Source organism: Actinoplanes sp. NPDC051859, from assembly GCF_044452725.1.
Lineage (GTDB): Bacteria > Actinomycetota > Actinomycetes > Mycobacteriales > Micromonosporaceae > Actinoplanes.
On the sequence record NZ_JBITBX010000018.1, the window covers coordinates 76,476 to 90,811 of the forward strand.

Sequence of the window (14,336 nt, forward strand, 5' to 3'; positions counted from 1 at the left end):
TGTCACACCTGCGGGCAGGTTTCGTCGATCGGGCGCGGCACGCTGAACTTGTCACGATCGAGGTCTGGAGGATCTGTCATGACGGCGCTCAGCCTGGTCACCGCAGTGACCGTCGGCCTCGTCACCGGCCTCACCGGCCGAGTGGTGGCTCCCCGGAGCCGGCCTGCACCGTGGTGGCTGCCGGTCGCCGCCGGCATCGCGGCCGCGATGCTAGCCACCGTCGTCGCGCGCACAACGAACAGTGCGCCGGGCGGTCCCGGCCTGGTCGAGATCGGTCTCCAGCTCCTGCTCGCGACGGCGGCAGTCACCGCTGTCGGTGTCACCGCCGACCGGACGCCTGCCGGGGGCCGATGGAAGCGCGACAGCAGGGAGACACCGTGACGGCCGTGCCAGGCGACGGTCACGTCGTGACCGTGATATGCGACGCCTGCGGCACGGTGGAGGAAGCCACCGACGTCCTGCACGACGAAGAGATGGTGTGGCCGTCCATTACGCAGCTCGGCTGGACCGGATCTCCGTTCGCGACCGGCACCCACCGGTGCCCTCGCTGCGAAACCTCCGTGCGCGCGGAGTGTGCGCCGGCGCCGACAGAGGCGACAACCGCAGACGGTCTTATTGACGTGCAAGACGCCGCTGACACCCTTACCAGAATCATCACATTGCACGCCGATCTCGAACACCGCATCGTCGATCAGCTCCGGCCCGCGCTTGATGTGGCCGTGCGCAGCGGCCGCAACGTGATCCTCGACCTGGCTGATGCCGGTACCGTCGACTCGGCCGGCTTGGGCCTGCTGGTCCGCGCCCATCGCGCCGTGAAGCCGCGCGGAGCGGTCCTGTGCCTGGTGGCACCGTCGCGGTTCGTCATCACCGTGCTGCACACCATGCACCTGGACGACGTCTTCCCGGTATATCCGGACACGCGAACGGCACTGCGGCGCTTGAGGGTGCCCTCGCCGCGCTGCACCGGTCCCCGCGCATACCGCTGACAGGAATCCGCTGCATGCCCGGTGGCGGGGAAACCTGCGGTTGCGCCGCCACCGGGAGAGCCGGTCAGCCGATGGCGATCCAGACGTCGTCGAGGTCGCCCTGATACTGATCGTTGTTGTCGCTCAGCCCCTTACCGCCGATCACCAACGCCGCGGAGTTGGCCACGCTCAGCGAGGCGGGCAGCGAGGTCCGGCCGCGGACTTTGCCGTCAACGAGGATGCTGAGCTCGGTCGGCGATCGCCGGCATTCCAGCTCGTGCCAGTCGCCGTCTGCGGCCGTCACTGTGCTGTTCGCGAGACGTACGGTGGAAGATCCCGCGCCGGTCATGACACAACTCGGCTTGCCGGCGCGGTGGTCGATCTGCAGCTTGTACTGGCCGCCGCCCGTACCAGAGTGTCCTTTTTGGAGGATGTTCTGCCCATCGGTCGTCTGACCGTGATCCAGGCGCACGGTGGCGCCGAACCGGAGGGGCCGTTCTCCCGGGTTGAGGTCCGCGGCCTCGGAGGTTTGCAAAACCAGGCGTGGACACGTCTTCGCCGCACAGGGCGAGGGGAACCTCAGCGCGCGTCCGGAGCCGTGCGCCGTAGTCCGCAGGGTGGCGCCGTTACGGGTGAACGTCTGCAGAGCGTGCTGGTTGCCCGAGCCGTCGTCGAACACGCCGTCGCCGTCGGTGGAGTCGAAGCTGTACGTCGCCGCGAACGTCGAGTTTCCAGACTTGACACTAGGGGCGCGGAACGACACAAACCGCTTGTATGACTTGCCCTGCACGGTGGTGAAGTCGCCACCCGCACCGACCTGGTCGCGAATCGGATCGGCGGCGAGGGCTCGCACGCCCACTACACCGTTCGCGGCAGGCGCCCAGCCACTCAGGCTGCCGTTGGCGTCCACGGCGGCGAACTTGAATCGTGCGACGGCGCCTCCGGTGCACGCGCCCTGGGCACCGTTGCCGCCGGTGGTGCAGGCGTTGTCGAAGTGTCCACCGACGTAGGTCGTCCCGCCGAGCCGGGTGATCGCCTGGACGTCGCCGTCGAAGACCCGGGTCCAGCGCACCGCACCCTTGGTGCTGTACGCGACCGCCCGGCCACCCTGCCCCCCATGTCCGGCGTACACGCCGGTCGCATCAGCGGTCACGGCGAACACGGCGGAGCCCGGCTTGGGGCGGAAGCTACTGTCCAGAGTTCCCTTGCCGGTGTCGACGGCGCTGAGCCGCAGGGTCGAGCTGACCCCGTTGGTCTTGTGGAACCGCCCGCCCAGGTAAACCCGCGACCCGGTGACCGCCAGCGCGTAGACGGTGTCGTCCGTGCGCGCCGACCAGCTCGCCAGCGCACCCGACGACAGCGTGAACGCGGCCAGGTTGCCGCGCGTCTTGCCGTCGACCGCGGTGATCTGGCCGCCGACGAACAACCGGCCACTACCGACGGCGAGCGCATGCGGTCGGCCGGACACCGCATGCTTGAATCCGGTCACCTTTGCTGATCCGACGTTGATGCCGGCCAGGGCATCCCGCTTGGCACCGGAGATCGCGGTGAAATCTCCTGCCGCATACACCACGTCCCCGGCCACCGCCAACGCGCGAACCGTCTGGTCGGCGGACGGATTCCAGCTCAGCAGCGCACCTGTCCGCGCGTCGAATGCCGCCAACCGATTCCGCGTCACTTTCCGACCGGCAACGATCGCCGCCGTGAACGAACCGCCCACGAAAACTCGATCACCGGAATACGCCACCGCATACACCGAGCCGTTGAACGACGGTCCCGCCGCGGGCTTGTCCTCGACCGTCGCCGCCACGGCCACCCCGCCGGCCGCCAGCACGACACCGGCGGCGGCCAGAGTCGCTACTCGCCGTACCCACGTCCGATTCCTCAAGATCAGTGGTCTCATACCGGACATTAAAGATGATTCAGGCGCAGGGGTCCGACCACTAACCTCCACCTTTCGGCCAGAATCCCACGCTCTTTTTATGTCCCCTCAGGCGTTCGCCCGAAACGGCAGCAGAATTCAGGAAGGCGAGATCGCGCGCGTTTTGCATTGCGAGAAATCGAAATGCCAGAGTCATGCTCCGGCAATGGCGCTGCTTTGTCACACAACTGTCATGATGCCGGGGTGAAACGGTCATAGCGGCGGAACAGGATCGTTCTCAGAACCCCCGATCCACCCACCGGCGGTGTGCGGATGCACCGATGCGGGCGTCCGCACACGCTGCCGGATTCGCGCGAAGACGCCCCTACGGTGAAGGTCGGGTCGGCGGCGAGCTTGCGGAAGGCGACCAGGCCAGCCGGAGTGCTGCCCGGTCAGTGGACTCGCCACGCTTCTTCGCGCTGGCCTTGATGTGCTGGTACTGCCGTTCACACTTCGGGCTCGATCCTGCCGGCATGATGCACTCCTCTCACCAGCACCGCCCAGGGCCTCCGCTCGCCTGCGGTCGGGGCAGGAACAGCCGACCACAAGCGGCGGTTACGCTGGTTCAACCGCAACCCGAGGATGTGACTGCGAATGATCGATGTGCGGGAATTCGCCCGGCGGCTCAGCACCGTTGCAGCCGATGCGTATACCAGCGACGATGTCGTGGACCTAGCTACCGCTGCCGATGTTCGGATCAGCGCCGACCTCAAGATCGACGCCCAGCTGGCACAGCGCCTGCTGGACCGGATATCGCCCGCGTTGCCAGTCACCGCAGCGCAGATCGCAGCGTCGCAGTGGCCGCCGCCGCTGTCCTCCCGGCCGGCGGCTCCCTCCGTGTCGTTCTCCCATCCCGGAGCCGTCGACGCCCCGGCTGATCAGCGACCTCGACCCCGAGGTTCCCGGCCTGCGCGAAGCAGCCGGCGATCCAGCACTAGACGACCTGGCAGGTAAGTCCGGCGTCAGTGACTCTGCCCCCTGAACTGATGCGCTAGACGCCGCGCAGACAGGCCACATGATCGCCGGCCAGCGGATCACCCCATGTACAGAGACCGGCCGGAAGCTGGAACGAAACCCCGTCAGCAAGCTGCTGCTTCGGACGGTCTTCCTGATCGGTGACCAGAGACTCGGCGATGAATTCCTGGCGGTCGTCGTAGATCCACCGGTCCGGCTCAGTCGCTAACAGCACCGTCACGTGCACGTCATCGCCCTCATGCTGTGCGCTGGTGTGGTGTGGTCCCACCCGCCGCACACCGCGAGAGTGATCGCCACACCTGGTGCCCAGGGCCGAAAGCTAACATCCGCGCAGGCGGCGCCGATAGGACCGGACATGCCTCGCGTGCGGCTCGACCCGGTTCTGGGCTGCCTCCTCGCGGCCTCCGTGGTCCTGCTCGGCTGGTTGACGCTGGGCACCGGCACACCGCGCGCGATGGTCGTGGCCTGCTGGGCGGCGATGTCGATCGCGGATCTGGTCCTGTATCTGCTCGCCCGCCGCGTGTACCGCAAGGACGCCATGACCGCGGCACCGCAAAGATTCTGGCGGGCCGTCGCGGTCACCGGCCTGATCTTCGCCGCCGGCGACAGCTTCCAGCTCCTGCTCACCCTGCTCGATCCGGCGGTCCGGACGCTGGCGCCCAGCACCCTGCAGACGGTCTCGGCGATCGGCGGCGCGGCGTACCTGGTCTGCGTGACGATGTCCTATCCGAACGTCCTGGGCACCCGGCAGGCCCGGACACGCTTCTTCCTCGACGCCGCCACCATCATGACAGCGGTCGGTGTGGTCGCCTGGTGCCTGGTCACCCGACCCGCGTTGTCCGACGCCGGCCCGAACGCGTTCTTCACCGCCGTGGTGGGCTCCGGAGTGCTGCTGGTCGGCGTCTTCGCGGCGGCCAAACTCGGCCTCGGCGGCAACAGTCCGATGGTCGGCGCCGCCGCACTGCCGATGATCCTGGCCGCGGTCACCCAGGGCGTCGCGAACATCGTCGTGCCCAGCGATGGCAACGAGGCTCGGCTGCCCGTACACCTGTCGCTGTTGTTGGCACCGACGTTGCTGTTCGCGTTCGGGCCACGCATCCAGGAACTCCACGACCGCCACCAGACACCGGACCGCCGCCGGACCGATGCCCGGCGGTTCAGTCTCCTTCCGTACGTCGCCACCGCGGTCACCTTTGGCGTCTTCATCGCAGTCCTGTCCACCGGACTCGGCCCGTCGGCCTGGGGTGCGCTCGTGGGCCTGATCCTCAACGTGAGCCTGGTGATCGTCCGCCAGATCCTTGCACTACGCGAGAACGAGCACCTCCTCGACCGCCTGGACGAGAGCCTGCTGGAGATCACCCGGCGGGAGCGACGGCTCGAGTCGTTGTTGCGGCACTCCTCCGACGTCACGTCCGTCATCGACCGGGCGGGCCATCTTACGTACGCGAGTCCCGCTCTGCGGCGGATCCTCGGCCTGGACCCGGCCGCGGTGCTGGACCGGCCCGTCGTCGATCTTCTCCATCCTGACGACCGGAAAGCGATCCGGCCGCGCCTGGACCGACTCGGCGCCGAGGCAGGCGCGGTCATGTCCTTCCGGAGCCGGTGGCGCCACGCCGACGGCTCCTGGCGGTGGCTCGAAGTCACCGCCACCAACCTGACCGGCGAACCGGCGATCGGCGGCATCGTCGCCAACGCACACGACGTCACCGAGGCCCACGAACTCCAGGAGCAGCTGCGCCACCAGGCCACCCACGACCCCCTCACTGGGCTCGCCAACCGGCGCCTGTTCGCTGACCGCATGCGGGAAATCCAGCAGGAGGACGCCGCGGTGCTGCTCATCGACCTCGACGGCTTCAAGAGCATCAATGACACGTACGGCCACAGTGCCGGCGACCAGGTCCTCCTGCACGTCGCCGCCTGCCTGCGGATGGCGGCCCGGTCCGGCGAACTCGTCGCCCGGTTCGGCGGTGACGAGTTCGCGATCCTGGTCATGGGCGGCGACGAGCCCACCGCCCGGGGGATCGCGGATCGCTTCCTGGACCTGATCGCGGCACCGGCGGACATCGCCGGGCGGTCGCTTGCGGTTCGCGCCAGCATCGGCCTGGTGGTCGGCTCGGCCGCGGACCCCGACGCGCTGCTGCATTCCGCGGACATGCAGATGTACGCGCAGAAACAACACGCCAGGACCAAGGCAGCCGAGCCGGCAATCTGACCGACAGGCATCGGGTCGACATCGCAGCAATAAGGATCCGGCGCATCAAGAAGTTGATCTCGGTCACGCGGTTCGTATACCCAGTTGTAGGTATACGACGAGTAACCGGGTCGACGGCCACTACGGCTGCGTCACCATCTGCCCGTAGCGGTCGGCAGGGGCATGGGGGGCATGCCCCGTGGGCCGGCTCACGCACCGGGCCGGCCCACTCCTCAACGTCCAGCGGCCGACGTCACCTGCGGGTGGCGGCGGCCGCTGTTCTCATCCGTAGCCAGCGCCTGAGATCGATCATCACAATGTCGGGGCGGCGGGTCCGAACCGGCGCTGCTCGTTCGAGGTCAAGACAAGGACCTTGCACGAAGGAGCTCATGTTGACCACCCATCTCCACCCCACCGGCACCGACTATTGCTCACCGGCAACCCGTATCACTCGCTCGTTGCTCGGGTACGGCCTGATCGCCGGGCCGTTCTACGTGGTGGTGAGCCTGGCCCAGGCGCTGACCCGCGAGGGCTTTCGCCTGCACGAACATTCGTGGAGTCTGCTGGCGAACGGCAGCCTCGGCTGGATCCAGATCACCAACTTCATCGTCACCGGGCTGATGACCGGCGCCGCGGCCATCGGCCTGCGCCGCGCGATGCCGCTCGGCCGCGCCCGCCGGTGGGCACCCTGGCTGATCTTCGGGTACGGCACCAGCATGGTAGGCGCAGGAGTATTCACCGCTGACCCTGCGCGAGGCTTCCCGGCCGGGGCGGCCGAAGGCACCACCGTGAGCTGGCACGGCATGGCGCACCTGATGACCGGTGGCATCGGATTCCTCTGCCTCGTCACCGCGTGCCTGGTGCTCGGCTCGCATTTTGCCGATACCGGTCGCGCCGGTATGGCCTGGTATTCCCGCGTCACCGGAGTCGCCTTCCTGGCAGCGTTCGCCGGAATCGCCAGCGGTTCCCGCGGCCCTGCCACAGTCGTGTTCGTCGCCGCGGTCCTGCTCGTCTGGACTTGGCTAGCGGCCATCTGCCACCACTTCTACCGCGCGGCTTCCTGAGCCGATCACCCCGAACCGGGAGGATCCGATCATGCGATACCTGATGATTCTCAAGGCCGTTCCGCCCTCGACCGCACCCCCGGCGGAACTCATGGACGCAATCTTGAAACTGGGCGCCGACGCCACCGCCGCCGGGGTCCTGCTGGACACCGCAGGGCTGGCCCCCAGCGCCGCAGGCGCCAAGGTGTCCCTCACCGGCGGCCGATTGAGCGTGACCGACGGCCCGTTCGCCGAGGCGAAGGAAACAATCAGTTATGCCTTGTATGAGCTGCGCGACAAGCAGGAGGCCATCGAATGGGGGTCCCGGTTCCTGACCCTGCACCGGGACATGTGGCCCGGGTGGGAGGGTGACGCCGAGATTCTCAAAGTATTCGGCCCCGAGGACTTCGGCCCGCCTGCCTGACCGCAGCGGCCGTCCGGTGCGAGGATCGGTGGCTATGGCGCCCACCGATTCTCGCACCGTGGTGGCGACGGTTTGGCGCATGGAGTCGGCCCGGATCGTCGCTGCGTTGACCCGGCTGGTCCGCGACGTGGGGCTGGCCGAAGAACTTGCCCAGGACACCATAGTCATCGCACTCGAACAATGGCCGATTGCCGGCATACCAGAGCACCCGGCATCGTGGCTGATGGCGACCGCCAAGCACCGCGCGATCGACCTGCTGCGGCGGCAGAGCCGCTATGCGGAAAAACTGGCCGAGATCGGCCGGTCGGCACCGACTGCGGTGGACCCCGACATCGCTGCGGATCTGGACGACTACGTCGGTGACGACCTCCTGCGTCTGATCTTCACCACTTGCCATCCGATATTGCCCACCGAGTCGCGGGTAGCGCTGACCCTGCGGCTGCTAGGCGGGCTCACCACCGACGAGATCGCGCGGGCCTACCTCGTCCCGGAAGCGACCGTGGGCAAGCGGATCACCAGGGCCAAACGAACCCTTGCCGAGAAGAAGGTGCCGATCGAGCTGCCACCGCCGTCCGAGGCAGCGCCGCGGCTGGCGTCGGTCCTCGAGGTCATCTACCTCATCTTCAACGAGGGCTACTCGGCGACCGCCGGCGACGACTGGGTGCGCCCCGCGCTGTGCATGGAGGCCTTGCGGCTCGGCCGGGTCCTGGCCGGACTCGCCGCACAGGAACCCGAAGCGCAGGGACTGGTGGCGCTCATGGAACTTCAGGCATCTCGAATCCCCGCCCGCACCGCCGCCGACGGCACCCCCATCCTTTTGCAGGACCAGGACCGGCGGCGCTGGGACCGCCTGTCCATCCGGCGCGGACTCGACGCCCTCACCCGCGCCGAGGGCACCTTCGGACCGTACGCCCTGCAAGCGTCGATCGCCGCCTGCCACGCCCGAGCCGGCAGAGCCGAAGACACCGACTGGGAGCGGATCGCCGCACTGTACGAGGTCCTCGCCTACGTCGCACCGTCACCCATCGTGGACCTGAACCGTGCCGTGGCGATCAGCCACGCTGACGACCCGATTCGCGCCCTCGCCATCGTCGATGCCCTGGTTCTGCCGCACTACCCCCTCCTGCCGGCCGTCCGCGCCGACCTGCTCGCCAAACTCGGCCGCCCGACCGAAGCGCGGGAGGAGTTCCGCCGGGCCGCCGCAATGACCCGTAACACCCGCGAGCGAACCATCTTCGAAGCCCGCGCCGCCGAGCTGGACTGACGAAGCGAAATTAGGTCGCTCCGAGCCTGGAAGTCAGCGTCGGATCAGTTGGCCCCGAATCAGGTTGCCGGACTGCCCCACGTTTGACGAACGGCGAGATGCGTGGGGGTCGTCGTGCCGAGAGGTCCTCCACCCAGCCGAAGGCGAGGACCGCCAGGGCGAGCAGCGGCAGGGCAATGGCGAGGACTATCAGACAGGAGAGCAGGTCATCAGGACGTTTCAGCGTCACGATCGAGGGATCGACCACATATACGCCGACCGCAATAGCTGGCATGTGCCACAGATAGATCGAAACGGCCCGATTATTGATCATCGATACGAAGCCGTCGAGCGGCCGGCACCGAGCTAGCCAACCCATGGGTGGCGACCAGCGGAACAGCAGGAGCACGAAGCCGATTTGGAAGATGGAAAACGCAACAGGGTGTGCGGCCAAAAGGAACACACCGTCGACCGGATGCATGATCGCCCACGTCAGCGCACCACCGATAGCGGCGGTCCCTACGCCAATCACTACCGCTGGCCGCAGCTTACCGAGATCGCCGGCGCGGTGTGCTATTCCGAGCATCCAGCACGTTCCATAGGAGAGCAAATTTTGCAGGTGCCAGTAAGTGGGATAGTGGCTGATGCTGTCCCGCCAGCCAACGATGAGCAGCAGCCCCACGAGCGGCAGGAGAACCGTCGGAAGAGGCCACTTGCGGTAGAGGCGCAACAGCAGCGGCGTGAGAAGGACCAGCCAGAGGTACGTATTGAGATACCACAGCACCTCCAAGCCCAGTCGCTGCCCGAGATCGCTGTACGGTGGGAGCCCAGCCGGGAAGGCCCAGAACAGCATGTTCGGCCAGGCGGGTGCCTGCGTAGGCCACTGGAGGTCATTCGACCAGCCGAGTAAGAACATCAGCGGCACGATCACCAGGCCAAAAACCCAGAGAGCGGGCAGCAATCGGCGCAACCGGGTGAGGATCGCGCGCCGCGGTGAACGGTCCGCCGATGCGGCAGTCAGCGATCCACCGATGGCGAACATGAGGCCCATGGACGGAAAGGTTGCCTGCAGAATGTACGACCAGAAGGTGTGGAGCAGCACCACCCTGACGATCGCCGCCGCCCGCAGAGCGTCAAAATACCGATCACGAGCCCTCGTCGATTTCACCCTGAGCAACTTCCTGGTAACGGCACCCCATCCGGTGTTGCCGGCGAGGCAAGTCTCAGAGATCTTCGTAGATCGCATGGCGACACGGCTAACCCGATCGGCGTTACGTAGGTCACAGTGAGATAGCCACTCGCCGTGCAGGACCGCCCGACAGCCGTGGCCGCTTGTCGCCAAACGCCCACCGACGTTCACCGACCGCTGACCTCCGTCATCAGCGCAGCGCGGCGATACTCAGCGCGACGCAATCTGCCAACGTCGCACCCACTTCCACACCAGGCTGCCCGTCCCAGCCGCGGCCAGCCCCCACCACCAGCGGTGAACCGGCCGCGACAACCAAGTCCGGCAACACGTCGTGCGGGGCATGGCTCCACAACACCACAACAGCCGGACGAATCCGGCTCGCCACCTCCGCGAGCAAAGCCGCGTCCGGCACCGCGCCAAGATGAAGAGAGCCGACCCCCTGCTCGGCGAGAGCCGCAGCGAGAGCGTCCAAAGCCACCAAGTCCCTGCTGCGCGGCGGCGCAGCGAGCACTACCCGGACATCAGTGCCGGCCGGCGGACGTACCACAGCGGCGAACACCTCACTCAAACACCGGCCCAACACCCGCCGCGCCGCATCCCGCAACGGCTCAACCACCCGCGCACGACTCAAATGCACGAACGCCGGGGCCGCCAGCACATGCCACGTCGGCACCACGCCCCGCTCAGCCACCGCGGCAGCCAACGTCTCCCGCAAGGTCAGCACATCCAGACGCCGCGCCGCCCGAGCGATACCCCGCGCCGCCGAAGCGGTCGCGGGATCGCCCTCAGGCGCCGAACATCCGGAAAGATCCGCCCGGCGAGCCATCCGGGCCGCCTCCGCTGCGGGCATCCCCCGCGCGGTCAACCGGGCCATCGCCGCCAACACATCGAGATCGTCCGCGGTGTAACGACGATGCCGGCCGTGCTCATGCCCGCTCGGGCCCAAACCGTAACGCTGATGCCACGTCCGCAACGTCGTCGGCGCGACACCAAGCCGGCGCGCCACCGCGCCCGCACTCAACCCTGTCGGTTCCGGTCCAGCCTCGTCCGGACGAACGGCATCGTCGCCGTCGCCCACACAGAATTCCGCCTCGCGCACCGCCGACCCGCCCTCGAGGTCACCGACTACACCACGCGCGGACACGCGCAGGGCAGTGGCAGGTCTTCGGACTCGCGGGCACGACCGGAACCGATCCGATCTCCTACTGGCCGTCGCTTCCCAAGCCCCTCAAGGCCCAGTGCCGATGACGGCGGTCGTTCCAGCTCACCGCTGCGGGGCAGCCCCGGATTCCCACCGGGTTCCCTCTTACGACGCCACAACCTGAGGGCTGTGGCGAACCAGCTGCGCGGCTCAGCTTAGCGACGGACATCCCGGCGAGATGACCCGGCGGCATCCACACCGGGCAGCATCGCACGGGTGGCGTGCGAAGCGCGGGGCGGCGGCCGCACCGCCGACACTGCCTGTCGACCGAGCAGCCAGGACCTGACGATCCCCCCAAAGAGTTGCGAATCGGAGCGCGGCCGAGGGGTCCTGGAACGGCGGACCTCTGTCACCCATACGATGCAGTTGCCAGTTGCCGGCAATAAGGGGTGCAGTGATGCTGACAGCGGAGATCAAGCGGCGCTTCCTGGCGCACTTCGAGGCTAACGGCCACACGGTCGTGCCCTCGGCGCCCCTGCCCGCCATCGACGATCCGAACCTGCTGTTCATCAACGCGGGCATGGTCCAGTTCGTGCCGTTCTTCCTGGGCCAGCGCACCCCGACCTACCGGCGAGCCGTCAGCGTGCAGAAATGCATCCGGACGCCGGACATCGACGAGGTCGGCAAGACCAGCCGGCACGGCACGTTCTTCCAGATGAACGGCAACTTCTCCTTCGGCGACTACTTCAAGGCCGGCGCGATCCCCCTCGCCTGGGACCTGTCCACCAAGCCGGTCGCCGAGGGTGGCTTCGGGCTGGACCCCGAGCGGATCTGGGCCACGGTCTACCTGGACGACGACGAGGCCATCGACATCTGGCGACAGACCGGCATGCCCGCCGACCGGATCGTGCGCCGCGGCAAACGCGACAATTACTGGTCGATGGGCATCCCCGGCCCCGCTGGACCCTGCTCGGAGCTGTATTATGACCGTGGCCCCGCCTACGGTCCCGAAGGCGGCCCCGAGGTGGACGAGGACCGTTACCTGGAGTTCTGGAACCTGGTCTTCATGCAGGTCGAGATCGCTGACGTCGCATCGAAGGAGGACTTCCGGATCGTCGGTGACCTGCCCGCGCAGAACATCGACACCGGCATGGGCCTCGAACGGATGGCATCGATCCTGCAGGGCGTCGACAACCTGTACGAGATCGACGAGGTCCGCCCGATCCTGGCCAAGGCCGCCGAGTTGACCGGCAAGACCTACGGCAAGCAGTCGGGCCCGGCTGCCTCCGAAAGCCACCCCGACGATGTCCGACTCCGCGTGATCGCCGACCACGTCCGCACCTCGCTCATGCTGATCGGCGACGGCGTCACCCCGTCGAACGAAGGCCGCGGTTACGTGTTGCGCCGCATCATGCGCCGCGCGATCCGGTCCATGCGGCTGCTCGGCTGGCACGACAAGGCGTTGCCGGAGCTGCTGCCGATCGCACGCGACTGCATGGCCCCTTCTTACCCGGAACTCGCCACGGACTTCGACCGCATCGCGTCGGCGGCATACGGCGAGGAAGACACCTTCCTCTCCACGCTGCGCGCGGGCACCACCATTTTGGACACCGCTATCGCCGAGACCAAGCAGGCGGGCAAGACCCGGCTGGGCGGCGACAAGGCCTTTCAGCTGCATGACACGTACGGATTCCCGATCGATCTGACCCTGGAGATCGCCGCCGAGCAGGGCGTGCAGGTCGACGCCGACGGATTCCGGGCGTTGATGGCCGAGCAGCGCGAACGCGCGAAGGCGGATGCGAAGGCCCGCAAGACCGGCCACGCCGACCTGTCCGCCTACCGCACGGTGCTCGACGCGTCCGGACCGACCGAGTGGCTGGCCTACGAATGCCTGGAAACCGAGTCGAAGATCGTCGCGATCTGGGCGGGCGGCCAGCCCGCCGGTGCGGCGCAGGCCGGGGAAATCGTCACTGTCGCTCTGGACCGTACGCCGTTCTACGCGGAATCCGGCGGCCAGGACTCCGACGCGGGCCTGCTCACCGGCCCCAACCTCAGGGCCGAGATCATCGACGTGCAACGGCCGGTCAAAGGCCTGATCGCGCATACCGTACGGGTCCTCGACGGTGGCCTCGCCGTCGGCGACAACGTGCGGGCGATGGTCGACCCGGACTGGCGCACAGGAGCCCGGCAGGCGCACTCCGGCACCCACGTGGTGCACGCGGCGCTGCGGCAGGTGCTCGGCCCGACCGCCTTGCAGTCCGGCTCCTACAACCGGCCCGGCTATCTACGCCTCGACTTCGCCTGGCGCGGCGGCCTGTCCGACAGCGCCCGCAGCGAGGTGGAAGAGGTCGCCAACCTGGCCATCCGCCGGGACCTGCCCGTCGGCGTGCGCTACCTGTCCCTGGAGCAGGCCCGCGCCGCGGGCGCGCTCGCCTTGTTCGGCGAGACCTACGACGAGACCGTACGCGTGGTCGAGATCGGCGGCGACTGGTCGCGGGAACTGTGCGGTGGCACCCACGTGGACCGGTCCGCGCAGATTGGGTCGCTCGCGGTCACCGGCGAGTCGTCCGTCGGTGCCGGGCAGCGCCGCATCGAGGCAGTCACCGGCATCGAGGCGTTCCGCTACCTGGCCCGCGAACGTGACCTGGTCGGCCGGCTCGCCGCGCAGCTCAAAGCCCGCCCCGAGGAACTCCCGGACCGGGTCGCCGCCCTGCTGAACCGCATGAAGCAGGTCGAACGTGAGGCCGCCGACCTGCGCAACCGCCTGGTCGACCTGGACGCGGAGCTCTACGCCGATCAGGCCGTCGACGTCGACGGCATCGCCTACGTCGGCGTCACCAGCACCGGAGACGGCAAGAGCCTGGCCGAGAAGGTCCGCCAGCGGCTCGGTAACCGGCCCGCCGTGATCGGTGTGGTCGCCGGGTCAGGCATCGTCGTGGCCGTCAACCCCGCCGGTATCGAGCGCGGCCTGTCCGCCAGCAATCTGATCAAGGTGCTCCTAGCCGGCCGAGGCGGCGGCAATGACGCCTTCGCCCAGGGCAAGGCTGTCGGTGACCCGGCGGAACTGCTCACTCGGCTGCGAGACCTGACCGCCGCGAAATGACGGCCGACGCGGCGCCGCTGCTGGCCGGGATGCAACACGCGCTAGGTGTTCTGTCCACGGACGTTGGTAACGCGTCGGAAGTCCTGACACGGTGAGGACCTCCGGGTGAGGTGGAGCTTGTCGAGAGTTCCGTTTCACCCG

11 protein-coding genes and 1 riboswitch are annotated in these 14,336 nt (G+C 67.9%); of the genes, 7 read left to right on the forward strand and 4 right to left on the reverse strand.

Features of this window, described 5'->3' with window-relative positions; all coding sequences use genetic code 11:
- Positions 1 to 78 precede the first annotated feature (78 nt).
- Together ACIA1L_RS30645 and ACIA1L_RS30650 are read left to right on the forward strand one after the other, a co-directional pair.
- Entirely contained in the window at positions 79 to 381 is a 303-nt protein-coding gene (locus ACIA1L_RS30645; protein ID WP_396076509.1) for a GlsB/YeaQ/YmgE family stress response membrane protein, read from the forward strand.
- On the forward strand, positions 378 to 986 hold the full coding sequence (locus ACIA1L_RS30650; protein ID WP_396076510.1) for an STAS domain-containing protein: 609 nt from the start codon (positions 378 to 380) through the stop codon (positions 984 to 986). Before ACIA1L_RS30645 ends, ACIA1L_RS30650 begins: the two co-directional genes overlap by 4 nt.
- A gap of 64 nt (positions 987 to 1,050) precedes the next feature.
- Here the strand turns inward: ACIA1L_RS30650 and ACIA1L_RS30655 are convergent, their stop codons facing one another.
- Both ACIA1L_RS30655 and ACIA1L_RS30660 read right to left on the reverse strand, forming a co-directional pair.
- Positions 1,051 to 2,868 (reverse strand): LamG-like jellyroll fold domain-containing protein, encoded by a 1,818-nt coding sequence (locus ACIA1L_RS30655; RefSeq protein WP_396076511.1) that lies wholly within the window; start codon positions 2,866 to 2,868, stop codon positions 1,051 to 1,053.
- 1,009 nt (positions 2,869 to 3,877) lie between these two features.
- Positions 3,878 to 4,138 (reverse strand): hypothetical protein, encoded by a 261-nt coding sequence (locus ACIA1L_RS30660; RefSeq protein WP_396076512.1) that lies wholly within the window; start codon positions 4,136 to 4,138, stop codon positions 3,878 to 3,880.
- Positions 4,139 to 4,216: 78 nt separating this feature from the next.
- On the opposite strand from ACIA1L_RS30660, the gene ACIA1L_RS30665 reads away from it, so the two are divergent.
- The 4 genes from ACIA1L_RS30665 to ACIA1L_RS30680 all read left to right on the forward strand — a co-directional run bounded on the left by ACIA1L_RS30665 (position 4,217) and on the right by ACIA1L_RS30680 (position 8,783).
- A complete protein-coding gene (locus tag ACIA1L_RS30665; RefSeq protein ID WP_396076513.1) occupies positions 4,217 to 6,073 on the forward strand; it encodes a diguanylate cyclase domain-containing protein in 1,857 nt (618 codons plus the stop codon).
- Between the two features lie 368 nt (positions 6,074 to 6,441).
- Positions 6,442 to 7,116, forward strand: coding sequence for a DUF998 domain-containing protein (locus ACIA1L_RS30670; protein ID WP_396076514.1), 675 nt, complete (start codon positions 6,442 to 6,444; stop codon positions 7,114 to 7,116).
- Positions 7,117 to 7,147: 31 nt separating this feature from the next.
- The gene (locus tag ACIA1L_RS30675) at positions 7,148 to 7,519 is read left to right on the forward strand and encodes a YciI family protein (RefSeq protein ID WP_396076515.1); all 372 of its coding nucleotides are present in this window, start codon (positions 7,148 to 7,150) and stop codon (positions 7,517 to 7,519) included.
- A gap of 34 nt (positions 7,520 to 7,553) precedes the next feature.
- A complete protein-coding gene (locus ACIA1L_RS30680) occupies positions 7,554 to 8,783 on the forward strand; it encodes an RNA polymerase sigma factor (protein WP_396076516.1) in 1,230 nt (409 codons plus the stop codon).
- Between the two features lie 10 nt (positions 8,784 to 8,793).
- On the opposite strand, the gene ACIA1L_RS30685 is transcribed toward ACIA1L_RS30680, so the two are convergent.
- Both ACIA1L_RS30685 and ACIA1L_RS30690 read right to left on the reverse strand, forming a co-directional pair.
- A complete protein-coding gene (locus ACIA1L_RS30685; RefSeq protein ID WP_396076517.1) occupies positions 8,794 to 10,008 on the reverse strand; it encodes an acyltransferase in 1,215 nt (404 codons plus the stop codon).
- Positions 10,009 to 10,141: 133 nt separating this feature from the next.
- Positions 10,142 to 11,095 carry a MerR family transcriptional regulator gene (locus ACIA1L_RS30690; RefSeq protein WP_396076518.1) on the reverse strand — a complete coding sequence of 318 codons (954 nt, stop codon included), beginning with the start codon at positions 11,093 to 11,095 and terminating at the stop codon, positions 10,142 to 10,144.
- A riboswitch (cobalamin riboswitch) is annotated at positions 11,090 to 11,309 on the reverse strand. Its footprint overlaps the gene before it by 6 nt.
- A gap of 240 nt (positions 11,310 to 11,549) precedes the next feature.
- Here ACIA1L_RS30690 and alaS point away from each other — a divergent pair.
- Complete coding sequence (gene alaS / locus ACIA1L_RS30695) at positions 11,550 to 14,195, forward strand: alanine--tRNA ligase (RefSeq protein WP_396076519.1); 2,646 nt, start codon at positions 11,550 to 11,552, stop codon at positions 14,193 to 14,195.
- Positions 14,196 to 14,336: the final 141 nt, after the last annotated feature.

Bases quoted from the DNA above. Each gene is read 5' to 3' on its own strand.
- ACIA1L_RS30645 (WP_396076509.1), top strand. From the start codon at position 79: ATGACGGCGCTCAGCCTGGTCACCGCAGTGACCGTCGGCCTCGTCACC.
- ACIA1L_RS30655 (WP_396076511.1), bottom strand. From the start codon at position 2,868: ATGAGACCACTGATCTTGAGGAATCGGACGTGGGTACGGCGAGTAGCG.
- ACIA1L_RS30665 (WP_396076513.1), top strand. From the start codon at position 4,217: ATGCCTCGCGTGCGGCTCGACCCGGTTCTGGGCTGCCTCCTCGCGGCC.
- ACIA1L_RS30670 (WP_396076514.1), top strand. From the start codon at position 6,442: ATGTTGACCACCCATCTCCACCCCACCGGCACCGACTATTGCTCACCG.
- ACIA1L_RS30675 (WP_396076515.1), top strand. From the start codon at position 7,148: ATGCGATACCTGATGATTCTCAAGGCCGTTCCGCCCTCGACCGCACCC.
- ACIA1L_RS30680 (WP_396076516.1), top strand. From the start codon at position 7,554: ATGGCGCCCACCGATTCTCGCACCGTGGTGGCGACGGTTTGGCGCATG.
- ACIA1L_RS30685 (WP_396076517.1), bottom strand. From the start codon at position 10,008: ATGCGATCTACGAAGATCTCTGAGACTTGCCTCGCCGGCAACACCGGA.
- alaS (WP_396076519.1), top strand. From the start codon at position 11,550: ATGCTGACAGCGGAGATCAAGCGGCGCTTCCTGGCGCACTTCGAGGCT.